Here is a 23,134-nt window from a genome sequence, read left to right on the forward strand (position 1 = left end):
CCTAGAATGATAGAAGGAATTCCCATGCAAGACCCATCACTGCTTCGCCTTGTTTGTTTTATTGTCGTTTTTGGACTGTGTGCGCTTTGGGAATACCGTTTTCCACGTAAAGCACTGACTCAAAACAAATGGTTTCGCTGGGGAAACAACTTTGCGCTGGTTGCTTTGAACAGCTTTCTATTGGCCACTCTAATTCCTATTGCAGCCTTCCAAGCGGCGGTTATCGCACAAGACAACCAATGGGGTTTGTTCAATACCCTGTCACTTCCGAAAGAACTGACCATTCTGATCTGTGTATTGCTCTTGGATTGTGCCATTTACCTACAACACTTGGTGTTTCACCGTGTTCCTTGGTTGTGGAAGCTACATCGAGTTCACCATGCGGACCTCGATATTGATGTCACAACCGGAACGCGCTTTCACCCTATTGAGATGATTCTTTCAATGCTCATCAAGGTGAGTTTGGTGATCGCACTTGGTGTGCCTGTCATTGCGGTCGTGATCTTTGAAATTGTTCTTAATGCCAGCGCGATGTTTAACCATAGCAATGCACGTCTTCCGCTATGGTTCGATAAACGCTTGAGAAAAGTGATTGTGACACCAGACATGCACCGCGTTCATCACTCGGTCATTGTTAAGGAAACGCACTCAAACTTTGGCTTCTTTTTATCAGTGTGGGACATCTGGTTTAAGACTTACCGCGCTCAACCCAAGCTTGGTCATGACAAGGTGCATATTGGTGTTCCCGAGATTCAAGATGGTAAAGAGCAACGGCTAGATTTAATGTTGCGTCAGCCATTTGCACGATTCCCGACAACGAAAAACTAGGTTCGAATTCAGTTGAGTCTCAAGTTTATATTGAGACCAACCTTAGCTTAATACCAAAGTTATCTTAGAACCACAAACGCCCTTAGATTCATGTGAGAATTTAAGGGCGTTTGTGTATCTATAGGAATATAAGCGCAGCTAGTGCTTCAAGTCTTGTGCTGTCAGGCTTAACTCAGCACGCTCGCTTATTTCAGCACGCTTGTTTACTTTAAAACGTACTTATGAAGCATCGCCTGTTGGTGCCCTGCTATCTCTCCGACTTGCTCTGAACTCTCGATCATAGATTCAAGTTGCAGCTTAGTATTCTCGCCCTGCTCAGATACGCGAGTGATTGAATGGGTTACATCGACAGTTGCACGAGCTTGTTCTTCGGTAGCCACCATGATTTGTTCAACACGCCCTTTGATCTGGCTAACCGCGAATTCGATTTTCTCGAAGGCTTGTCTTACATCGCCACTGGTTTGCAATGCATTGGCCATCTCACTTCTCGATTCCGTTACAGAAGCACGTGAGCGATCTGCTGCCGCTACTAGTTCGTTCATCATGCTACGAATATTGGTGGTTTGCTGGGATGTGCCGCTCGCCAATTTACGCACTTCGTCTGCAACTACCGCAAAACCTCGACCTTGTTCACCTGCTCGCGCCGCTTCTATCGCAGCGTTCAGTGCCAACAAGTTGGTGTTTTCAGCGATACCACTGATCATGTCGACCATTTCACGAATCTGTTTCACTCGACCATCCAAGTCAGCCATCGACTCTTCACTCATGCTAAGAGATTGCTCAAGCGCTTGTAATCGTTGTTGGTTAAGGCCAACCACTTGGCTGCCATTCACTGACTCATCTTCTGCTATTTGTGCATCGTCGTTCGACGCGTTAGAGATACGAGCTATCTCACCAATCGATGCTTCTAGTTCAGTAATGGTGGTGATCATATTCTGAAGTGATTCGTTCTGCTCGTTCAAGCTCGAATTGGTTTGCTCTGCAGCGTCGTGGCTTACTTCAGCCGTTTGATAAAGCGTCTCACAGTTACGCGTTACTAAACGAACCGAATCTGCGGTTGAATCAACGACCGTATTGAGTTTTGAAGTAATAACTTGCAGCTCTAGCGGCCCAAGCAATTCGCTCTGTTTAGAGAAGTCATGATCTGCCAATGAACTCAACTGTTGAGTTATGTTTTTAAGCCCTTTATTCATCCAACGGCGTAACACGAACCATGAAATCACAATGATTACGGCAATCACTAGCCCGCTGATAAACAACACACGATCAATGTTGGTGATGGTTTGATTTACAACCAGTTCACTTTCATCAATCAGATGGGAAGCGGTAGAAGACAACTGATTCAATGTGCTGATGACGGTATTCGCTAAGGTAATGACTTGCGTTAAGTTCTGCCCTTGCTGCTGAACCAGTTCGAGTTTCAAGAGGATTTGTTTGATCACGCCTTCTTCGGTAAAGCCTTCTTTCACCATCTCGTAAGGCGCCGTTAAGCTCGCGAACTCAGCGATGTCTGGGTGCCAATCGGCAAAATCGCTGTAAGCCAAGTTCAGACCTGCGATTCGGTTTCTCAATTGACGGTATTCGTCTTGTGCTTTATCAATGTCAGATTGCATCATCAGCATCAAGAAGGTGTTCGCCATAGCAGACGCGCTGGATGTAAATCGGTTCGCTGCATCGCTCGCTTCTGGGTTGTCTTCAACCAAGAATGAGCTGATTCTATTCATTTCTGGTCCGATAGACCCAACGCCATAACGGAACTCGCCCATTTTACTGTCGATCAGATTTTGCTTACTTTGAATTTCGATCTGCGCCAGCAGTACCGTGTTGGTCATAGCTTGCAGTTGCGCCATGTCATCGACAAGGATTTGTTGTTGCTCTAAAGAGATCGCATCAGGAAAAGATTGGGAGATAAAAAGAAGTTCCTCTAGCGTGGTATTACTCTCTGTCGCGAGTTGGTCAATTGAGGCTCTTGTGGCATTCAGTGTATCTAAGTCGGTTGATTGGGTACTGTAAGTGAGAAGTTTTACTTGTTCTAATACGCTTTGCGTTAATTCGGCGTTATGTAGAGCAAGGGGTAATGCTTGTTCCGAGAGTGCATCAAAATGTCCCCCGACCCGTTCAACGCCCCGAATGCTAACCATTGATAAAAAACTAACGAGTAAAAGAATGGAAATAAATACAGCAGTGACGGTTTGAATGAGCGAGAATGTATAACGTGAGGGTTTTATTGATAAATTTGTGTCGGGCATGTGAAATCCAGTTTGACTACGAAAAGAGATATCCTTAAGTTAGGTCGTATACTAGAAGTCCTTGATGACGTTTTTATTTCAGTTTTTTGTCAGAAGAGTTACATATGAAGATCAGAAAAATGGCTGTAGTTACAATAACTTTAGCAACATTGGCTGCTTGTAGCTCGTCACCATCGCCTTCTCAGCTTAGTCAAACCGCACAGAAACCTTTATCAAAGTCAGAACAATTGACTACAAATGCCTATATGAGCGTCTATGAACAGTGGAAAGGTGTGCCATACCATTTCGGTGGGACATCATTTCGAGGCGTAGATTGCTCCGCTTTTGTTCAAATCGCAGTGCAAAATGCGACTCAACAAGCCCTACCAAGAACCACAAAAGACCAAAGTAAAAAGGGAAAAGAAATTGCATATGGGGAAGCAACAAGTGGTGACTTAGTGTTTTTCAAGACTTCGATGACGGTGCGACATGTAGGCGTTTACTTAGGAAACAACCAATTCCTACATGCCTCGACATCAAAAGGTGTCATTATTTCTAGGTTAGACAACCCCTACTGGGCATCCAAGTTTTGGCACTTTAGGCGTTTATAGCGGTTCGAAAGAAAAACCGCTGAGCGAGGTAACTCTAGAAAGATACGACTTAAACGCCCGTTGTTATTTATGCTGACCAATTACGACAATAAGTGGACAAACAAACCGTTAGTCGTATTTAGCAACAGCAGTATCAAACAGGTTCTTCACTAACGCGATGTACTCATCAAGGAATACAATTTGTTCGTTAGTTGCTTTCTTAGCCCACACACCCGCTAATACTTCACCAAGATCCGCTACTACGGCATCGGCTTCTTTCAAAAGCTGAAAACGAACGCTCGAATGCAACTCTGGGTTTTGCTCGAAAATAGCCATGATGTTCGTTGAAATCATGTCGGTAACAATGTCTTCGACACTTTCGTTTCCAGTATCACCATTACTATTGGTAAACACATCAAGGTTGAATGATAGGTGCTCGATTAAAGCCAAATAGCCATCGGTTTCTACAACCACAATAATTCTCCGTTTTAAGCTCTAGAGCAGATTAATACGTACTTGCCTAATACTATGTAAATGAAGCTATTTGTCATCACTTTATTGCCCAAAACCGCATTAAAATGATCCTAGTTAGTATTTCAGCCTAAATTTAAATCGATATAGGGTTAAGTGGTATACCTGCATACTTGAGCCATAAGTAAATTCGCGCATAACAAAGTGTAAGACAAACTTTGAAGCAAAGTATTGCGCCAGTTAACAATAGCCTTTTCAACTTACTCTAAAAGCTCATTTAAATTGGTTGGTAGACAATAACAAGCTCAAACCACTTTTCCAGCTTGTGGCGTTCAAAACCGTTTCGATTGTGAGACCAGTTCCAAACTATTTCATCACGTCAGGTTTTCTATTTATGTTTGTATTTCAAAGAGCTTGAATCAGTTCGAGTTCACAATTCGGCCAATTGATTCTGCGTAAGATGAAGAAGAGCTAAGAACATTGACGAGTGCGTCTATAAATTGTTCAGATTTATCCTAAACTATTGCTATTAAACAAACAGTATTTCTAACCTTCAATCTTTTTAACTTTCAGTCTTTGAGGATTTCCTATGTGGCAGGCCATTTCTCAACAACTTTCAGATACTCTTCTATTTAACTTTCAGATTACTGAACGTACCAAGGTTTCTGGTGGCGACATTAACGATTGCTATATGATAAGCGATGGTAATGAACGTTACTTTGTGAAAGTGAATCAGCGAGAATTTTTACCTAAGTTTGAAATTGAAGCTGAGAACTTACGCTTGTTAAGAGAAACCTCCACCGTTTACGTTCCTGAGTTGGTGCTTATTGGCAAAACCAAAGAGTGCTCGTTCATTATTCTCAATTACTTGCCGACCAAACCGCTCGAGACGGGCAACAATAGCTTCGATTTCGGCGTTCAGCTTGCGCAGCTTCATCAATGGGGCGAGCAAAAAGAGTTTGGTTGCGACCAAGACAACTATATCGGCAGCACACTTCAACCCAACCCTTGGCATAAGAAATGGGGTCGCTTTTTCTCCGAGCAACGCATTGGTTTCCAACTGCAACTGCTCAAAGAGAAAGGCATCGAGTTCGGTGATATTGATGACATCGTTGATGTGGTGAATATGCGTCTTGCTGGCCACAACCCTCGCCCCTCTTTGCTTCATGGGGATCTTTGGAATGGCAATGTAGCAAATTCAGCCTTTGGGCCAATCTGTTACGACCCGGCTTGTTACTGGGGTGATCATGAATGCGATTTGGCATTAACGGAATTGTTTGAAGGATTTCCAAAAGAGTTTTATGACGGTTACCAGAGCGTCAATCCACTCGACGTTGGCTATACTGATCGGAAAGACATTTACAACTTGTACCATCTTCTTAACCACTGCAATCAATTTGGCGGCGAATATTTAGCACAAACTGAAGCATGCATTCAGAAGATACAGGCCGTTTAATACCAATCACAGCGAGCTAAGTCGTTCTATGAAGCTACTACGAGCTATACAAGCTAATACGATTGGAACAAGTTACAGTGAGGAGAATTCGCGATGCATAAATACACAGAGAAACATGTCTCCTGCCCCCACTGTGGGCATGCCATCAGCATAACGCTTGATGCTTCTAATGGGAGCCAAGATTTTTATGACGATTGCCCAGCGTGTTGCAATGCCATTCACCTCGACATGCAGGTAGATGAAGTAAGAGACAGGATTAATCTCTCGATTGATGCAGACGACGAACAAGTCTTCTAACACCTACTCTCTTGTCGAGTTGGATCTACACCTCGATTTAAAGCTACCCTCGATTTTGAGGCTAGCCTAGAAAAACGCAAATACACAAAATAGAAAAAGAGCACTTAATGTGCTCTTTTTTGATATCTGCGACGTTTGCTTAGTCAGCGCTTTTTAGGCAAATGCTGTTGATAAACCGCTACTACTATTTTTGGTTTGCTAGTACGCGTTCAACAGTATCAACAATTGCTTGTGTTTGAGGATCAAACTCAATGTTTACTTGGTCGCCTACTTCACGGCTGCCAAACAGAGTACGATTCAGCGTTTCTGGGATCAGGTGAACAGAGAAACGGTTCTCTTCCACTTCACCAATCGTCAATGAACAACCATCAACGCCGATGTAGCCCTTGCTCAATACATACTTCATTGATTCCTGAGGCAGCTCAAACCAAAGCGTGCGGTTGTTTTCTGTCTTAATCACATCAACGAGGTTAGCCATCAGAGTAATGTGGCCAGACATGCTATGCCCGCCAATTTCGTCACCAAACTTTGCTGCACGCTCAACATTCACTTTGTCACCAACATTCAGCTGGCCTAAGTTCGTCAATCGCAGTGTCGCTTGCATTAAATCGAAAGCAATCAGGTTACCTGAAATTTCCGTTACCGTTAAGCAACAACCGTTATGAGCTACTGAAGCACCAATTGCTAATCCCTCAACCATTTCGTCACTTAACTCAATGGTATGAGTTTGAAACAACTCTTTTTTGTTTATAGCAACCAGTGTTGCCATACCTTGAACGATACCTGTAAACATAAGATTCCTATTTAGCATTCTAGGGCATGTTGACCTTTCGCGGTTAAATTTTGTTCGAGATAAAAGCGTTTTAATCGCGGCGAGGGGGAAGTAGCCTAGCATCCTAAGCAAATCTCCCTCAACAAAGAGTAAAACGCTTTTAACCGAACCCTTCGGGCAGCGTTTGCTGGTCATTTTTACTACGTTATCGGCTTCTCATGTAGGCTAGCTACACATCAAAGCCTCTGCCTTGTAAAAATACCCAGCAACTCGCTGCAAAAATCAGCTCGAAAGATCAACACGCCCTAATAACAGTTTTTCATAGCAGTTATTGTGACATTTCTTTATGATTCGTCCAGTGGAAGCTTAAGATCATTGTCTCTGATTCCTTCAGAATGTCCTTTCCTACACTATTATTCTAATTTTCCCTCTTATTTGGAGTTGTTTGTGCATCGTTACAAAGAAGAATCCTCGAATCTAATCAAACTTGCGACCCCAGTATTGATCGCATCTGTTGCACAAACTGGAATGGGTTTTGTTGATACCGTAATGGCCGGTGGCGTAAGTGCTATCGATATGGCGGCGGTTTCGATTGCAGCAAGTATCTGGCTACCATCAATTTTATTTGGTGTCGGTCTATTGATGGCGTTGGTTCCTGTCGTTGCACAACTGAATGGTTCTGGTCGACAAGTCAAAATTCCGTTTGAGATTCAACAAGGTGCGTTTTTAGCGCTCGTCATCGCCCTTCCAATCATTGGTGTACTGTTTCAGACACAATTGATATTGGAGTGGATGGACATTGAACAACTCATGGCGGAAAAGACCATCGGCTATATGAATGCGGTGATGTTTGCTGTACCTGCGTTTTTGTTGTTCCAAACATTGCGAAGCTTTACCGATGGTATGTCTTTAACTAAGCCTGCGATGGTAATTGGTTTTATTGGCTTACTATTAAACATCCCGCTGAACTGGATGTTCGTATACGGAAAACTTGGTGCTCCTGCTCTGGGTGGTGTTGGCTGTGGCGTGGCAACGGCTATCGTATATTGGGTGATGTTTGCTCTGCTGTTCGCTTACGTTTTAACATCAAAGCGTTTGGCAAAAATCAACATCTTCGGTACGTTCCATAAACCGCAACTTAAAGCTCAAATCCGTCTGTTTAGACTTGGTTTCCCAGTAGCGGCCGCTATCTTCTTCGAGGTGACTCTGTTTGCGGTGGTTTCTCTGTTAGTTGCACCATTAGGTTCATTGATTGTTGCGGCGCACCAAGTCGCGATCAACTTCTCTTCACTGGTCTTCATGATTCCAATGAGTATCGGTGCAGCCGTGAGTATTCGTGTTGGGCATAAGTTGGGCGAAAACAACACCGAAGGCGCTAAGATCGCGACACACGTGGGTATCATTGTTGGTTTAGTGACAGCCTTAATGACAGCGGCGTTAACTGTCCTGTTCAGAGAGCAGGTTGCGTTACTTTACACAGAGAACACGGCAGTAATTACCGTTGCAATGCAGTTGCTGTTGTTCGCGGCGGTTTATCAATGTACTGACGCCATCCAAGTTATCGCAGCAGGTGCTCTACGTGGCTACAAAGACATGCGTTCAATCTTCAACATCACCTTTGTGGCTTACTGGTTGCTTGGCCTTCCTATCGGCTACATCTTAGGAATGAAAGATTGGATTGTTGAACCTATGGGCGCGCACGGTTTCTGGATTGGTTTCATTGTCGGTCTAACATCAGCAGCGATTATGCTGGGTATGCGACTACACTGGATGCATAAACAAGACGACGACGTACAGCTAGAGTTTAGTTCGCGCTAGATTCGCACTCACTAAGTCGGTCTATCTGATTTCGAATACAAAAAAGAGCTCTGATTTTCAGGGCTCTTTTCGTTTAATGGTCAGGAAGATCGTATCTGCCTTAATATTCACTCTTCTCTCGAACAAAGCGCGCAAACTTGGGTTTTCCGTTTTGAGTAAAACCATTGTAGCGAAATGTAATACGGCTGCCGATCTCTGGCGGTGCGAGTCTCATTTGGTCACTGAACCCGCTGCCGATATAAAATTCCACACCCTCTTCTGTGTGAACCAAAATTGAACCCATCATCCCTTTATACTTCCCTGTACCTCCCTTGTAGCCAATAACCGTGGCTTCGGCATCATGATGCCTTTTAAGCTTTAACAAATCATTACTTCGGCCTGCTTGATAACGACTGGTGATCTTTCTAAGCATCAAACCTTCGCCATTACGCTTATCGACATTATCAAGTTGATGAAATAAAGCCTCTTCACTGTGAATTGGTACATGTTCTATGTAGCCGACATGAGATTCTCCAATCACGCTTACCCAATGCAAAATGTTGTAATAGCGCTTTTGATAATCTCCTGCGGCGCCGGGCATATCAAACAGCATGAAATCGATTTGGCGCCATGCAGTGTCACTCGGCGTATGGTCGAGAACGGTAGATTGAACGAGATGGAACTTGCCCCTTCCTGCCCACAACTCCCCTTCGAGATGGACCTTAGGCAAGTTTTCCGTAAACCACTTGGGTGAGTAAATGCGATTACCATTGCGTGTATAAAGGTGTTGTCCATCCCATAGAGCCCGAATCCCATCAAGTTTTTCACTCTTCCAGTATTCAGAAACATCTATGCCTTGCTGGTAGGAGTTTGCAAGCACCAAATGGTCAGGAGGCAAATAGGATGAATGAGATGAAAGCGAACACGCCCATAGAGTGGCTAAAGCCAGTTTGGTTAATCTCATCATCTGCTCCGTATGAATATCTGTAGTGGTCAACAAATGTTTTTAATCCTAAGCGCTCTAACACGCAGTTAGACAATCTTTGCCAGAAGATGCGATCCACTCACCAACCTTATCTAACCTTTGCATTTATTCATTAAATTAATGACTTGTAGCTCTCATATGTTCCGTCGTTTTTAGTTCTCATATTGAGAAACGTCTTTTCTCAATATGAGATGGGAATTTACGACAAATATAAGTCATTGAAAAATAACAACATAAAAGTTGGCACATTCAGTGCACTTGTCAATACATACTTAAAGGAGATATCGCTATGGAACTACGTAAGATTGATTTAAATACAACGACACTGACACTTTCTATTTTCGGTGATCTGGATGCAGCTGGCAGTCGTGATGCACAAACCGACATCGATGATGTGATTTCTAACGATGGCCACCCTGAAATCGAAGTTGATTTTAGCCAAGTTGAGTTTTTAGATTCATCTGGTGTTGGCGCGATTGTTTATATGTTCAAACGTCTGACTGAGCGCGAACGCAACATGCGACTTGAAAATGTAACTGGTCAGCCTCTTGAAATTATGAACCTACTACGTATTGGTCACGCTATCCCAGTAAATTCAAAAAATCCTACAAATTCATGAAGATCCACTAAGCTAGAAGTAACAAAAAATAATAATAAAAATTAGAAACATAGGACGTTGGCATGAAAATACTGAAAAACTACATAGCCCTTTCTCTGTATGCTCTCGTTCTGGGTGGCTGTACTAGCTACCCCGAACAAGGCACAGGGGGTTTGGCGGAAAGTTATGATTCTATCAACTATCAAAACTCAGACTTCTCTCCTGTCATGCCAGACGAGCCACTTGGCCCAGAACATGGATTACGCTTTGATTGGCAGCTTGCTAAATTGCACCTTGATGCCTTGATCCAAGAAGGCGCTCGTTGGTGCTTCCCCGCCGCTGTTGTTCAAGCAATCGAAAAGCAAAATCGTATTGCTCGTGAACTTCAAGGTGGTCTACTACTGGACGCAGCCAACGACTTAGTGATCCAAAGAAAACGTCTAAATGAACTTGAAGTCCAACTGGATTACGTAACCTCTCAAGCCCGCTGTGAGCCACCTAAAAATGAAACCCAATTTAGAATGCAACTGTCGGTTATCGAACAGTTGTATAACCTGCTTAATGTTGATAACCAATTCGCGGAAGATTCGATTGAAGTAAACCCGAAGTACATGGGAAGACTTGCGGAAGCAACCAGCCTACTGAAAGAACACAAATCTCTAGACCTTGTTGTTACCGGCCATGCTGATGCGACAGGTACCGAAGAATACAACGATAAGTTAGCACTTGGACGAGCGAAACAAGTCGAACGCTACCTGACTATTTTTGGCTTAGGCGCTCAACGAATCAAAGCCGTATCTGTTGGCGAAACCGTCCCTCTTTTTGAAGGTGAATCTGACGGCACACGTTTAACTAACCGCCGAGTAAGTATCGAAGTTATCTCGCCTAAGAATGCCGAGAAAATGGGAGGTGGACTATGAAATCCTTGATCGCTTTTATCATCACCCTATCGTTATGCTTTGCGAATGTCGTCAATGCTAACGACGAGTTTTCAGACGCGGTCCAAGTCGGTGACCTTATCCAAGTTAACGTACCCGGTGAAAGTACGTTAAACAAGGGGTTCCAAGTAGATAAGCGTGGCCGTATTACCCTTCCTGAAGTAGGCGCTGTGTTTGTTGCAGGTTACGACAGTGAGCAGCTTAACAAAGTGGTTCTAGAGTCGCTGGCAACCGCTTATAAGGATCTTTCGAACGCTTCAGTGTATGTAAAAGAGCAGCAAATCATCATCTACGTGCAAGGGTATGTAGAACAACCTGGCGAATACACGCTCGCATTAGGTTCTAGCATCCAAATGGCACTTTACGCTGCGGGTGGTTTACGCCCGGGCGCGCAACTGGATAAGCTTATTCTAAAACGAGGCGCAGATAAGAAAGAGTTTAACTACAAACGATTCCTTGATTCAGGAGACGAGTCAACATTACCTACTCTGCAATCACTGGATTCATTGTTCGTTCCAGCTTCTCCATTAGTCGGTAACATCGAGCAAGAGTTCGATGCAGCAAAGCTTGCTAACTCAGGCGACAGTGCTGACTCTCGAAATTCAATTAAAGTGTTTGGTGAGGTAAACGCACCGGGTTCGTTCACTTACAAAGAGAACACCGACCTTGTCGACGTACTTATGCGTTCGGGCGGTGTCACTCGTTATGCCAGTGTTGAGCAAATCCGAGTAATCTCAAACAACACTCCCACGCTATTCAACCTAAAACGTTACTTAGATTCTGGTGACGAAAGTCTGCTTCCAATTTTACGCCCGGGTGCGACCATTTTCGTTCCCAAGCAAGAAGAAGAGATCAAATCTGGCGCAAACATGGTTTACGTGATGGGTGAAGTCGCAGCACCTGGTGCTTTTGAAGGCAAAAGAGACGCGACCTTTATGGATATCTTGGCGAATGCGGGCGGCCCAACTCGATTTGCAGAGTCACGACAAATCCGTGTCATCAAAGCCGATGGCAGAGTGCTTAAATTCGATTTAGCGGCTTACACTGAAGGCTTACCTAACTCTAACCCTCCTAGCATCAAAGCTGGTGACGCGATTTTCGTTCCTGAGAAAACCGACATGAACGAGAAGTCTTGGTTGAAAATCACGCCAGACAGAGCAGTTAACGTGATTGGTGAGGTGAATCGACCTGGTCGTATTGAATGGTCAGATGAAATGAACTTCATGGGATTATTGGCACACGTCGGTGGCCCTACGCTACGCGCTGACACATCGAAAATCGAGGTTGTTACTGGTAGAAAGCTAGTTGTGTTTAACCTTGATGATTTTATTCGAAATGGTGCGCCACGTGACCAAATGCCACAAATTCGAGCGGGCTCTATCGTGCGTGTTCACGACTTGCCACAAGATCCTTCAGACAATAAATCACAATGGGTTCGTCAAAGCTCTGATGCTTCGATCTACATCTTTGGACAAGTGAATGCGCCTGGTCGTTACCGCTTCACCAAAGACATGCACTTCCTTGATATCTTGTCTGCGGCTGACGGTCCAACAAAGGATGCCGACATCCACAACGTTCGAGTAACGCATCGTGACAAAACCTATTCGCAAGTAAGCAAACTTAACTTATCACTGTACTTCGAAACCGGTGACGAATCGTTACTGCCAAACGTAACCACTGGCGACACGATTTACATCCCAGAGAAAGGCAAAAACTGGTTAGATACACCGAAAGAAGAAACCGTTCGTGTGCTTGGTGCGATTAACAACCCAGGGCGTTATGTATTCAACGACAACATGACCATTCTAGATATTCTGGCAGAAGCTGCAGGCCCTACCGACAATGCTTACGTCGAGAAAATTACCATTGTGAATATGTCTTGCTGCCAAGGTCAGGCTCGTACCTTCGACCTTGTTGAATTCAGCAAAACGGCGAACATTTACAACCTGCCGGTGCTGCGCGCTGGTGACACGATTTACATTCCAGATCGTCGCGAAAGCTTTATTGAAAAAGCACGTGTCGGACTTGATGACATACTGCGTATTACGACCACCATCGTATTAATAGGAGCTTTATAATGACTATTTCAGCGACCCATGCCGAAGTCGAGCAACTGTATTTAGCTTCTGAACTTAACGGCCAAAAATCAATATGCGTCACCGCCTGCCATTCAGGTGACGGCGTAACATCTATTGCAACCGCATTAGCCGAGCGTTTTCTTCTTGCGGGTCATTCAACGCTTTATGTCGATCTCAACTTGTTCAACCCTGCTTTCAAAGATTTGAATATGCTAGAAGATAATCAGCAAGGTCAATTGATTGAACATGTTGAATCTCAGCGTACGTTTATCGGTGTACCTGCTCCACAAGTTGCTTCAACGCAATTGGCTTATAAAGATCCGACAACGTTACAAAAAGTGGTCAACAAATGGTTAGAGAAATACGACAGAGTCATCATTGATACCTCACCGCTTCTCAACATAAACAAAGGCAATATTCCGGCACAGTCTGTGGCGAGCGCTTGTGACAGTACACTGATAGTTGTCGCCTATGGTAAAACGTCGACTCACCACCTAGAACAAGCGAAAAAGCTGCTTGATGCCCAAAGCATCAACCTAATGGGCTGCGTGATGAACATGAAACAAACGCCTAGCTTTGCACAAGAGTTGGTCAGACAAATCAATCGAATGAAATTCATCCCCGTTAAGCTTCGCGATAGCTTGGCAAACAAGCTGTATCAAAATGAATTTTTGAACCTTCCAATGTAGCTTTCTTTTGCTACTTTCTGGCTGTCATTAAAACCATGACAGCCACCTATCCTATTAGACTTCAAGCCCCCGACAGCTCTGAATAAATCAAAACCAAATTGGGTGTTTTTGGCGAAATTATTATTAAAAATAAGATTTTAAAAACCATTCAACGCATTTCACACACATCAACCATGGTCTTACCACCTTTAAATCCCTTCAAAAATCAACAGCCCCACGCCTAACTTTAGCGGTAATGTGACACAGACGGTTAAAGTGCCATGTAAATCGCATCAAAGATGGAATTCGTACGATTATTCCCTAAGATTATAAATAGAGGTGGTTTTTGACGAATTTGTAATAGTTTGACAAAGTTATCCGATGGCTGTTGAAACACAGTGGATGAATTGGCAAATCACACTTCACAGACTTTGCACGTTTATCTATTCAAACTTCACCCATCCCTCCTTCTGCTCAAATGGTTCAAATACACGGAAAGGATCACCATCGAGCAATTTAGATAATCAATTTACCTTGGTTACCTTAGTTGTATTATTAAAGAGAAAGGAAACTCAATATGAAATACAAGTTAAGCTCCGTATTTTTGTTAGTAGCAGCAGCCAGCGGTAATGCTAACGCTGGAGAATGTGGCAGCGTAACAATCGCAGATATGAACTGGAACTCTGCAACACTGATCGCCAATATCGACCAATTCATTCTTGAACATGGTTATGGGTGTGATGCTGAACTTATCCCTGGCGACACTATGCCAACAGGCACGTCGATGATCGAAAAAGGCCAGCCTGATGTTGCACCTGAACTTTGGAGCAACAGCTTAAAAGACGCATTAGATAAAGGTGTTGAAGAAAAACGTCTTCGCTACGCAGGTAAAGCACTTGTGAACGGCGGTGAAGAAGGCTTTTGGGTTCCGGCTTACCTAGTTAAACAATACCCTGAAATGGCAACCATCGAAGGCGTACGCAAGAACGCTAGCTTATTCAAACACCCTGAAGACCCAGATACATCTGCATTCTACAGCTGCCCTGCAGGCTGGAACTGTCAGATCAGCGCCGGAAACTTGTTTAACGCTCTTGAGCTAGAAAACAGTGGTTTCACGATTGTTGATCCAGGCTCGAGTGCCGGCTTATCTGGCTCTATCGCAAAAGCTTATGAACGTGAAGAAGCTTGGTTTGGTTACTACTGGGCACCAACCGCTGTGCTAGGTAAATACGACATGGTTAAAGTCGACTTTGGCAGTGGCGTTAATGAGGAAGAGTTCCTTAACTGTACCACCAAAGAAGATTGTGAATCGCCAAAAGCAACCATGTACCCGCCTTCACCTGTCCACACGATTACCACTGAAAGTTTTGCGTCACGAGCTCCTGAAGCATACGACTACTTTACTAAACGTGGTTTCACAAACGACAAAATGAACTCGCTACTTGCTTGGATGGAAGACAACCAAGCTGATGGCGAAGAAGCGAGTCTGCATTTCTTAAGTGAATTCCCAGAAGTATGGCACCCATGGGTTTCTGAAGAAGTGGCTAAGAAAGTTGAAGCAGAGCTGTAAGAGCTTGATTTAATAACAAGTAATTACGCTTCAACAATAAAACAGAAATAACGTCGCTATACTTGATGTTATTCATGATTCGGAGCCCTTTTCATTAGCGATTTTCTTATCGCGTGAACGAGTGGCTCCGAACTATAAGGATATAAAATGGCTGACAGCAATTGGTTATCAAGCTTTCCAGAGATGGAACGCGGTGATTTACGAACCATAAAAAAGACGCTAGATGGCGCATACCGTGAATTTTCCCGTGAATACGGCGAAATGATTGAATCTCTCTTTGACCCTCTTCTTTCATTCCTTGTTTGGTTTGAAAAACTCCTTATCTCAACACCTTGGATTATTGTCCTTGCCGTGTGTACCAGTCTTGTCTACGCAGCAAGCCGTTCTTGGAAACTGGCTTTAGGTTGTGTTGTTTCTCTACTTCTCATTGGTTACTTTGGAATGTGGGAAGACACCATGCGGACGCTCAGTATCATTACCGTGTGTACCTTGGTTTCAATATTCTTGGGCATTCCGATTGGCATTGCGATGGCTCGTTCAAATCGAGCGCAATCTATCGTTACGCCGATGCTCGATATCATGCAAACCATGCCTGCATTCGTTTACCTGATTCCTGTTGTGATGCTACTCGGCATCGGTAAGATTCCAGGGCTAATCGCCGTTGTTATCTACGCGATTCCACCTGTGATTCGTTTGACCAATCTAGGCATACGCCTAGTCGATAAAGAAGTCCTTGAAGCCGCTACCGCTTTTGGTGCGAGCAAAAAGCAGCGCTTGTGGGGTGTTCAACTTCCTCTAGCAATGCCAACCATTATGGCGGGTATCAACCAAACCATCATGATGGCACTGTCTATGGTTGTTATCGCATCCATGATTGGTGTGAAAGGCCTAGGACAACCGGTTCTTAAATCGATCACCAACCAATACTTCACATTAGGTTTGATGAATGGCTTCGCCATTGTTGCCCTCGCAATCCTTTTTGACCGCGCTTCTCAGGCGTACGCAAGAAGAACTAATGCGCATTTAGGAGGATTCAAGCATGACTAAACCATTGATTGAAATTAGTGGTCTATACAAGGTGTTTGGACCGAAACCAATGTCTGTTATGAACCGAGTTCAAAACGGCGAACACAAAGATCAGATTCTTGCGGATACGGGTCATACCGTTGGTTTAAAAGAGATTAACCTTGAGATTAACCGTGGCGAAATCTTCGTAATCATGGGGCTTTCTGGCTCGGGTAAATCGACGCTGATTCGCCACTTCAACCGTTTGATTGACCCTACTCAAGGTAAAATCATGGTTGAAGGCATTGATGTGATGAGCCTCAACACTAAACAGCTAGAAGAGTTCCGTCGTCATAAAATGTCGATGGTATTCCAACGCTTTGGCTTAATGCCTCATCGCACTGTGGTTGAAAACGTTGCGTACGGGTTGGAAGTACAAGGCATCAAAAAAGAAGACCGTTTAGCGAAAGCCAACGAATGGTTAGAAACGGTGGGCCTGAAAGGTTACGGCAAGCAATACCCTGCGCAACTTTCAGGTGGTCAGCAACAACGTGTTGGCCTTTCTCGCGCTCTGTGTACTAACGCTGAAATCTTGTTAATGGATGAAGCCTTTTCGGCACTCGACCCTTTGATCCGAAGCGAAATGCAAGATCAGCTTATCGAACTTCAAGAGAAGCTTCATAAGACGATTGTTTTCATCACTCATGATCTGGACGAAGCACTCCGCCTAGGCGATAGAATCGCAATTTTGAAAGACGGCGAGTTAGTACAACAAGGCACACCACATGAGATTCTGCTAAATCCAGCCGATGATTACGTGGAAGCGTTCGTGAAAGACGTAAACCGCGCTCGTGCATTGACCGTTGAAACCGTTATGCAGCCTCCTCTCTATCGAATCACATCAGAAACGATTGAAGGTGCTCTGGCACAAATGAAGATGCTTAAAAACGATTACGCTTATCACGTAACGGATGACGGCTATCAAGGCTTAGTCACACAGGAGAGCCTACAAGACGCCGTTGAAGATTCATCGGTACATGACTTTAGTGATGAGATATACGAAGAAGTCCCTGCCATCTTACCTGATGCGGTGATTGAAGAAGTGCTACCCGACACAATGTCTTGTGACTACTCTCTTCCGGTTGTTGATGAAGACGGTAATCTAAAAGGTGAACTAGAGAGAAGCGCTGTTGCTGATATCTTCTCAGAAAGTAGCGAGGAAGAAGTAGAAGCCGACCCAAAGCCAAAGATAGCTAAAGCTTCGTAGTTCTACTTTTCGTGATTTAAAGTACGGCTTTTTAAATTACCGCTATTTGCGTTATAGGTATTTGGGTTATCGCTATTTGGGTTATATAGCTATTTAGATTAGCCCAAACTGCTTATCCCGCTCTAAGACCACTGTTGTTAATTCACTGCAGTGGTCTTTTTTATTTGTATCGGGCTCGTTTTCTTCTGAGATCTACCCGCACCTTAGGCTTTATAGGCACCTAAGTTTATATTTCATAAGAGAAAACAAAATAAAATCAGTCCGTTAGGTTTGTCAGAAACCCAATAGCAAGATGAGTGAGATGCCAATTAAATGCTCTATTTGTACGGCAACCAGTTGAAATTATTCTAGAAAATGACTAAAACTTAATAGGGGCTGTTGACCTTTCGAGCTGGGTTTTGCAGCATCTTGTGGGAAATTAATACAAGGAAGAGGCTTTGACATGTAGCTGGCCTACATGAAAAGTCTCTAACGCAGTAGAAATGAACCACAAGGGCTGCCCGAAGGGTTCAGCTAAAATCGTTTTATGCTTTGTTGAAGAATATTTGCTTAGAATGACTAGGCTACATACTCTTCGCCGCGCCTAAAACGATTTTATCTCGAACAAAACTTAACCACGAAAGGTCAACAGCCCCTTGCACTCACGGATATTAAGCTCAACAAAAGGACTTAGTTTGATGAATTCTACTTTAGCGTCAGACGCAGCTACAAATCTAAACTCACAACAAGTGAGCGAGCTTGTCGATGAAAGCGTTCTGGAGCAAATGATTCGCGATACAAGTGCGGACATTATCCCTATCTTGATCGACCATTATGTCGAAGAATCACAAACTCGCTTGGTAGCCATAAAAGAGGCTGTCACTCAGAAAGACGCTCAAATGCTTGAGTTCGAGGTCCACACTCTTGGCAGCACGGCGCTTTCATTAGGTAATCGCCCTTTGGGTGAATTAGCTCGCGCTTTAGAAAAAAAATGCTTAGAACAGAGTCATGATGCTGCATTTCGACAAGTTGATGAGTTACTAGAGCTCGCAGAGCGTTCAATAAAAGCCTTGCTTGAAAGGAAAGAGGCAGGCTTCAGCTAGCTTTGCATACTCATTATCGGTAGCAGGTTAAAAACTCAAAACAGTCGTTATTAATATAGTCGCCATAAGATGTGCTCCATCATGAACAGCAATGCGAGAATTTATACAGGCCACATCTTAAAAGATTGCATGCGGTAGATAACAAATACACAAGACTCGTATTGATGGTTGCATATCACTATGTTATTGATTGGTTAGGATAAAGTTTCAAAAGGAATACACAATGCGCCCTAAGGTATTGTTAGTTGAAGACTCCACCTCGCTCGCCGTACTCTACAAGCAGTACGTAAAAGACGAGCCCTATGATATTTTCCACGTCGAAACCGGCGCGGAAGCTAAGACCTTCATTGAAAGGCACTCTCCACAGCTTGTTATTCTCGACCTTAAACTGCCTGACATGCCAGGCGAAGAAGTCTTAGATTGGATTACTGCCAACGAAATACCGACTGCAGTCATCATCGCGACAGCGCATGGTTCAGTAAACATTGCGGTAGACCTTATCCAACGCGGTGCAGAAGACTTCTTAGAGAAACCCATTCAAGCCGATCGACTCAAAACCTCTGTTCGCTTACATCTAAAAAGAGCGAAACTCGAAAACCTTGTCGATAACATGCAAAGCAAGTTCGATCGTGATCGTTTTCATAATTTCATTGGCTCTTGCCTACCTATGCAGGCGGTTTACAAGATCATTGATTCGGTAGCACCAACCACTGCCAGCGTGTTTATTAACGGCGAAAGTGGTACCGGTAAAGAAGTGTGTGCGGAAGCTATTCACCAAGAGAGCCAACGTAATGACAAACCCTTCGTGGCTATTAACTGTGGCGCTATCCCGCGAGACCTAATGGAGAGTGAAATCTTCGGTCACGTTAAAGGTGCGTTTACCGGTGCGACAACCGACCGTAAAGGTGCAGCAATGCAAGCGCATGGCGGTACCCTATTTCTCGATGAGCTTTGTGAAATGGAACTGGAGATGCAGAAGAAGCTCCTCAGATTTTTGCAAACTGGTACGTTTACTCCACTCGGTGGTAATCGCGAGATTAAAGTGGATGTCAGAATTATCTGTGCGACCAACCGCGACCCACTGGTCGAGGTAGAAGAAGGACGTTTTAGAGAAGACCTTTACTACCGTGTTCACGTTGTGCCTATCGAGATGCCACCGCTTCGTGAACGAGGAAGTGACATTGTCACCCTATCTAATCACTTCTTGAAGCTGTACGCTAAGCAAGACAAGAAGAAGTTCAAATCAATAGACAAAGAAACGCAGAATCTACTTAAACGTTATGCGTGGCCAGGCAACGTGCGCCAGTTGCAAAACATCATCCGTAACATCGTGGTGTTGAACAATGAAACGAGCGTGACCAAAGACATGTTACCGCCTCCGATTAATAAAGTAGATACAGCTCCATCATCGAAATCAGTGACACCAATTCGAGTAACTGCGCCCCAACCTGCTGTTGTTGAAGCACCAGAAGCTAAGTTGCCACCGATTACTCCGGAAGAGTTAGAACAATCGTCAGTTGCTCAAACTCACAACGAGCCGATGACGCCTGCATTTACCACAAGCGAAGGTGCTATTCGTCCAATGTGGCAAATAGAACGTGAAGCTATTCAACATGCCATCAATCATTGCGATGGGAATGTGTTAAACGCTGCTGTGCTGTTAGAACTGAGCCCTTCTACTGTTTATCGTAAGAAACAGGCTTGGGAATCGGAAGATGAGTACAATCAAGCCTAGCCAAGGGGTACTCAACGTAAACCTTCATGAGATTTGGTTGTTGATCGACAGCCAAACTTTTGGAGGTATAGAAACGCATGTTTTAGAATTAGCACAAGGCCTGATATCTGAAAGCGTTCAGTATTCAGAGGCTGTTAGAGTCGTTCTTTTGACTAAGTTTAATCCTGAAGCGATCATCGTTGAAAAGTTGAATGCGCTGAACATCCCTTTTAGTTACCTCTCCGATTTAGCCTCATGTTCTGCAGATTCAAATGGCAATAGCGCGACACAGCTGAAACGTGCAGTTCAACATTATCAACCAAGGCTTATCCATGCTCATGGTTACAAAGCCAGTTTGGTCAGTAAGTTAATCAAGCTCCCACCTCGCTTCAACAACACAAAGCAAATCTCCACTTATCACGCTGGTGAAACCCCAACCGGCAAAGTATGGCTTTATGACTGGCTCGACCGTTACAGCAGCTTTCTTTCTGATCAGTCGCTCGTGGTCAGTGAGAAGATTAAAGCGAAGGTACCGAGCAAGACCTATCAATTGAACAACTTTGTTAAAGTCCCAACTGGGTTAACAAACTCCCGTTCATCAAGCCCATTCCATGTTGGTTTTGTGGGGCGATTGAGTCATGAAAAAGCGCCGGATCGATTTGTCGCATTAGCCAAACAGTTTCCTGATGTTCGGTTTGAGCTTTTTGGTGACGGACCAGAAATGGACGTCTTAGTTAAATCGCAGCCTGATAATGTTACCTTTCATGGGCATCAAACCAATATGGATGACGTCTGGAGCCAAATCGATCTGTTAATCATCCCTTCTCGCTTTGAAGGCTTACCTATGGCGGCATTAGAATCCATGATTCGCGGCATTCCCGTCCTTGCCACCTCGGTTGGTAACTTGCCTCAACTCATCGATCATCAAGTTAATGGCTACCTCGCCAATTCAGAGGCCGAGCTACAACAGTTTTTATCTTTGTGGATGTCATTGACGAACGAGCAACGTGACTCTCTCAAGAGTAACGCGATAAAAACCGTCAAAAACCAATACTCTCCACAAGCTGTTGTCCCGCAGTTGTTGGAAATCTATCAACTCGACCGTTAATACTCGTCTTAGTAGTTAACTGGTTATTTGGGCTTGATGATTTAAGTGCTTTAGTCAGTTTTATACTGATTCTCAAAATGACAACACTCACCTCAAGGCTAAGCCCTCACTTAATAATCCAACAGTAAATCAGTTAGTTAAACAAAATGCATAACTGGCACTCACTTTGCAATCTTTAACATCAGGCGTAACTACGTCTTAAAAGATTACGAGCCGAGTCATGAAAAGTTTATTTGCCAATAGAGGTCACAATGGTCAACCCTGAAGCCAATAGATTGCCAGTCATCATCACGATCAGCACCTTGTGTGTTGGGCTTGGTGTTGTTTGGTACTTTGTGCCTCATCCCGCTGTCATTGTGGCCCTCGCTCTTGTGCCATTGGCCGGGTTATTCGTGTTAAACAAGACATTCTGGTTAGTTCTATTGTTCGTTGTCTTTTCATTTTTCCGAATTCACGAAGCCATACCCCAGCTCTATTCGTTAAAAATTCCTCTGATGCTCTCATTAGGTGCTCTGTCAGCTCTGCTCTGGCATGCATTAATCAGTAAAGAGCTTAAAATCTTCTGGCACCCTTGTTTAAATTGGCTCGCCATATTTTGGGTATTGGTTTTCATTGGTATTATCTTCGCGTCCAACAGGCCCATAGCACTGGCAGAATTCAAAGGCGTTTATTGGAAAATCATCGTGATGACGCTTGCGATTACTTGGCTAGTAAATACCACTGAAAATCTCGCAAAAACCGCGATGACGATTATCTACGCTGGCGCTTTAGTCAGCTCTATTGCCGTGTACAACTCAGTAAATGGTATTGGGCTTGTCGAGGGCTCACGCGTGACTATTGGCCGCGATTTTGGCTCTATGTTAGGTGACCCGAACGACCTAGCACTGGTACTGATGTTCCCACTCGCCTTTACGATAAGCCAAGCCACCACGACTGGCATCTCACGATCCAAACGTTTAATCAGTGCCTTAGTCTGTCTGTTACTGCTCGCCGCCATTATTGCCACTCAAAGCCGTGGCGGATTACTGGGTTGTATTGCGGTGATTGGTATTTTTGCGTGGAAACTAGTGCGCTCTAAAGTCCTCTTAATCTCGGTAGGAACTGTCGCAGCCGTGGTGCTCTACTTGGTTGCTGGGATCTCAGACAGGTCTTCTGGTGGTGCCGCTGAACAAGGTATCGATGAATCTGCAATGGGGCGAATCTATGCATGGGAAGCAGCAGTAAAAATGGCAGTTGAGAATCCACTGACTGGCGTAGGGTTGAACAACTTCTTCTCGAACTACTTCTTTTACAGCTCGCACTGGGACGGGCTGAATCACGCCGTTCACAGTACTTGGTTTGGTGTGTTGGCAGAAACAGGTTTTATTGGTCTGATCATTTTTGTTTGTCTTATCGTTTCTTTGATCAAAACCTCTCGCTCTACGCTCGCGAGATTAAAAAACTCGACCACAGAAATCGCACCTGAACTTAACGCGGTCGCCTATGCGATCTATGCAGGTCTGATTGGCACAATCGTGTCGGGGACATTTTTGACTCAAGGCTTCAACTGGCCGATCTATATCCTCGCAGCACTCACAGTTTGCGTCTCAAACGTATCTCAAACTGCCTGTCAAAATGAGAAAACCTAAAGGCAACATTTTAACTCCTTGAAATTATTGCATTTATTAAGTGGCACAGTATAT

General features: G+C 44.1%; 20 protein-coding genes. 16 read left to right on the plus strand and 4 right to left on the minus strand.

The features are described from left to right. The first annotated feature begins 24 nt into the window (after positions 1–24). Positions 25–828, plus strand: a complete 804-nt coding sequence (locus OCV20_RS08155; protein WP_086775139.1) for a sterol desaturase family protein — start codon at positions 25–27, stop codon at positions 826–828. 203 nt (positions 829–1,031) lie between these two features. Here the strand turns inward: OCV20_RS08155 and OCV20_RS08160 are convergent, their stop codons facing one another. After that, positions 1,032–3,077 carry a methyl-accepting chemotaxis protein gene (locus OCV20_RS08160; RefSeq protein ID WP_086775140.1) on the minus strand — a complete coding sequence of 682 codons (2,046 nt, stop codon included), beginning with the start codon at positions 3,075–3,077 and terminating at the stop codon, positions 1,032–1,034. 104 nt (positions 3,078–3,181) lie between these two features. On the opposite strand from OCV20_RS08160, the gene OCV20_RS08165 reads away from it, so the two are divergent. Then, entirely contained in the window at positions 3,182–3,667 is a 486-nt protein-coding gene (locus tag OCV20_RS08165; protein WP_050649097.1) for a C40 family peptidase, read from the plus strand. Positions 3,668–3,775: 108 nt separating this feature from the next. Here OCV20_RS08165 and OCV20_RS08170 read toward each other — a convergent pair whose 3' ends face one another. Further along, complete coding sequence (locus tag OCV20_RS08170; protein ID WP_010440912.1) at positions 3,776–4,120, minus strand: DUF3802 family protein; 345 nt, start codon at positions 4,118–4,120, stop codon at positions 3,776–3,778. 586 nt (positions 4,121–4,706) lie between these two features. On the opposite strand from OCV20_RS08170, the gene OCV20_RS08175 reads away from it, so the two are divergent. Then, positions 4,707–5,573: a fructosamine kinase family protein gene (locus OCV20_RS08175; RefSeq protein ID WP_048611040.1), complete on the plus strand. Its 867-nt coding sequence runs from the start codon at positions 4,707–4,709 to the stop codon at positions 5,571–5,573. 93 nt (positions 5,574–5,666) lie between these two features. Further along, a complete protein-coding gene (locus OCV20_RS08180; protein WP_004733789.1) occupies positions 5,667–5,870 on the plus strand; it encodes a CPXCG motif-containing cysteine-rich protein in 204 nt (67 codons plus the stop codon). 184 nt (positions 5,871–6,054) lie between these two features. Here the strand turns inward: OCV20_RS08180 and OCV20_RS08185 are convergent, their stop codons facing one another. After that, entirely contained in the window at positions 6,055–6,663 is a 609-nt protein-coding gene (locus OCV20_RS08185) for a riboflavin synthase subunit alpha (RefSeq protein WP_086775141.1), read from the minus strand. Positions 6,664–7,089: 426 nt separating this feature from the next. Between OCV20_RS08185 and OCV20_RS08190 the strand changes: the two genes are divergently transcribed. After that, entirely contained in the window at positions 7,090–8,460 is a 1,371-nt protein-coding gene (locus OCV20_RS08190; RefSeq protein WP_261881438.1) for an MATE family efflux transporter, read from the plus strand. A 100-nt stretch (positions 8,461–8,560) separates the two neighbouring features. Here OCV20_RS08190 and OCV20_RS08195 read toward each other — a convergent pair whose 3' ends face one another. Beyond that, a complete protein-coding gene (locus tag OCV20_RS08195; RefSeq protein WP_086775143.1) occupies positions 8,561–9,403 on the minus strand; it encodes a DNA ligase in 843 nt (280 codons plus the stop codon). Between the two features lie 310 nt (positions 9,404–9,713). On the opposite strand from OCV20_RS08195, the gene OCV20_RS08200 reads away from it, so the two are divergent. The 11 genes from OCV20_RS08200 (at position 9,714) to OCV20_RS08250 (ending at position 23,080) form a co-directional block, all read left to right on the plus strand. Continuing rightward, positions 9,714–10,043 carry an STAS domain-containing protein gene (locus tag OCV20_RS08200; RefSeq protein ID WP_004733793.1) on the plus strand — a complete coding sequence of 110 codons (330 nt, stop codon included), beginning with the start codon at positions 9,714–9,716 and terminating at the stop codon, positions 10,041–10,043. Positions 10,044–10,105: 62 nt separating this feature from the next. Continuing rightward, positions 10,106–10,942 carry an OmpA family protein gene (locus OCV20_RS08205; protein ID WP_086775144.1) on the plus strand — a complete coding sequence of 279 codons (837 nt, stop codon included), beginning with the start codon at positions 10,106–10,108 and terminating at the stop codon, positions 10,940–10,942. Beyond that, positions 10,939–13,038, plus strand: a complete 2,100-nt coding sequence (locus OCV20_RS08210; protein WP_086775145.1) for an SLBB domain-containing protein — start codon at positions 10,939–10,941, stop codon at positions 13,036–13,038. Before OCV20_RS08205 ends, OCV20_RS08210 begins: the two co-directional genes overlap by 4 nt. Beyond that, positions 13,038–13,727 (plus strand): P-loop NTPase family protein, encoded by a 690-nt coding sequence (locus OCV20_RS08215; protein WP_086775146.1) that lies wholly within the window; start codon positions 13,038–13,040, stop codon positions 13,725–13,727. Before OCV20_RS08210 ends, OCV20_RS08215 begins: the two co-directional genes overlap by 1 nt. 556 nt (positions 13,728–14,283) lie before the next feature. Beyond that, positions 14,284–15,276 (plus strand): ABC transporter substrate-binding protein, encoded by a 993-nt coding sequence (locus OCV20_RS08220; protein WP_017063893.1) that lies wholly within the window; start codon positions 14,284–14,286, stop codon positions 15,274–15,276. A 147-nt stretch (positions 15,277–15,423) separates the two neighbouring features. After that, a complete protein-coding gene (locus tag OCV20_RS08225; protein ID WP_019823103.1) occupies positions 15,424–16,323 on the plus strand; it encodes an ABC transporter permease in 900 nt (299 codons plus the stop codon). Beyond that, positions 16,316–17,548 (plus strand): quaternary amine ABC transporter ATP-binding protein, encoded by a 1,233-nt coding sequence (locus OCV20_RS08230; protein ID WP_048615892.1) that lies wholly within the window; start codon positions 16,316–16,318, stop codon positions 17,546–17,548. Before OCV20_RS08225 ends, OCV20_RS08230 begins: the two co-directional genes overlap by 8 nt. Before the next feature lie 677 nt (positions 17,549–18,225). Then, the gene (locus tag OCV20_RS08235) at positions 18,226–18,630 is read left to right on the plus strand and encodes an Hpt domain-containing protein (RefSeq protein ID WP_086775147.1); all 405 of its coding nucleotides are present in this window, start codon (positions 18,226–18,228) and stop codon (positions 18,628–18,630) included. Positions 18,631–18,853: 223 nt separating this feature from the next. Beyond that, positions 18,854–20,365: a sigma-54-dependent transcriptional regulator gene (locus OCV20_RS08240; RefSeq protein ID WP_086775148.1), complete on the plus strand. Its 1,512-nt coding sequence runs from the start codon at positions 18,854–18,856 to the stop codon at positions 20,363–20,365. After that, positions 20,346–21,452, plus strand: a complete 1,107-nt coding sequence (locus tag OCV20_RS08245) for a glycosyltransferase family 4 protein (protein WP_086775149.1) — start codon at positions 20,346–20,348, stop codon at positions 21,450–21,452. Before OCV20_RS08240 ends, OCV20_RS08245 begins: the two co-directional genes overlap by 20 nt. 251 nt (positions 21,453–21,703) lie before the next feature. After that, entirely contained in the window at positions 21,704–23,080 is a 1,377-nt protein-coding gene (locus tag OCV20_RS08250; protein WP_086775150.1) for an O-antigen ligase family protein, read from the plus strand. The last annotated feature ends 54 nt before the right edge of the window (positions 23,081–23,134 follow it).

Origin of the sequence: Vibrio coralliirubri, from assembly GCF_024347375.1 — a bacterium.
GTDB classification, from domain to species: Bacteria; Pseudomonadota; Gammaproteobacteria; order Enterobacterales; family Vibrionaceae; genus Vibrio; species Vibrio coralliirubri.

Coding starts and splice junctions, on each gene's coding strand:
- OCV20_RS08220 (WP_017063893.1), top strand. CDS start 14,284: ATGAAATACAAGTTAAGCTCCGTATTTTTGTTAGTAGCAGCAGCCAGC.
- OCV20_RS08185 (WP_086775141.1), bottom strand. CDS start 6,663: ATGTTTACAGGTATCGTTCAAGGTATGGCAACACTGGTTGCTATAAAC.
- OCV20_RS08155 (WP_086775139.1), top strand. CDS start 25: ATGCAAGACCCATCACTGCTTCGCCTTGTTTGTTTTATTGTCGTTTTT.
- OCV20_RS08215 (WP_086775146.1), top strand. CDS start 13,038: ATGACTATTTCAGCGACCCATGCCGAAGTCGAGCAACTGTATTTAGCT.
- OCV20_RS08200 (WP_004733793.1), top strand. CDS start 9,714: ATGGAACTACGTAAGATTGATTTAAATACAACGACACTGACACTTTCT.
- OCV20_RS08175 (WP_048611040.1), top strand. CDS start 4,707: ATGTGGCAGGCCATTTCTCAACAACTTTCAGATACTCTTCTATTTAAC.
- OCV20_RS08210 (WP_086775145.1), top strand. CDS start 10,939: ATGAAATCCTTGATCGCTTTTATCATCACCCTATCGTTATGCTTTGCG.
- OCV20_RS08195 (WP_086775143.1), bottom strand. CDS start 9,403: ATGAGATTAACCAAACTGGCTTTAGCCACTCTATGGGCGTGTTCGCTT.
- OCV20_RS08205 (WP_086775144.1), top strand. CDS start 10,106: ATGAAAATACTGAAAAACTACATAGCCCTTTCTCTGTATGCTCTCGTT.
- OCV20_RS08165 (WP_050649097.1), top strand. CDS start 3,182: ATGAAGATCAGAAAAATGGCTGTAGTTACAATAACTTTAGCAACATTG.
- OCV20_RS08250 (WP_086775150.1), top strand. CDS start 21,704: ATGGTCAACCCTGAAGCCAATAGATTGCCAGTCATCATCACGATCAGC.
- OCV20_RS08225 (WP_019823103.1), top strand. CDS start 15,424: ATGGCTGACAGCAATTGGTTATCAAGCTTTCCAGAGATGGAACGCGGT.
- OCV20_RS08245 (WP_086775149.1), top strand. CDS start 20,346: ATGAGTACAATCAAGCCTAGCCAAGGGGTACTCAACGTAAACCTTCAT.
- OCV20_RS08180 (WP_004733789.1), top strand. CDS start 5,667: ATGCATAAATACACAGAGAAACATGTCTCCTGCCCCCACTGTGGGCAT.
- OCV20_RS08160 (WP_086775140.1), bottom strand. CDS start 3,077: ATGCCCGACACAAATTTATCAATAAAACCCTCACGTTATACATTCTCG.
- OCV20_RS08235 (WP_086775147.1), top strand. CDS start 18,226: ATGAATTCTACTTTAGCGTCAGACGCAGCTACAAATCTAAACTCACAA.
- OCV20_RS08240 (WP_086775148.1), top strand. CDS start 18,854: ATGCGCCCTAAGGTATTGTTAGTTGAAGACTCCACCTCGCTCGCCGTA.
- OCV20_RS08230 (WP_048615892.1), top strand. CDS start 16,316: ATGACTAAACCATTGATTGAAATTAGTGGTCTATACAAGGTGTTTGGA.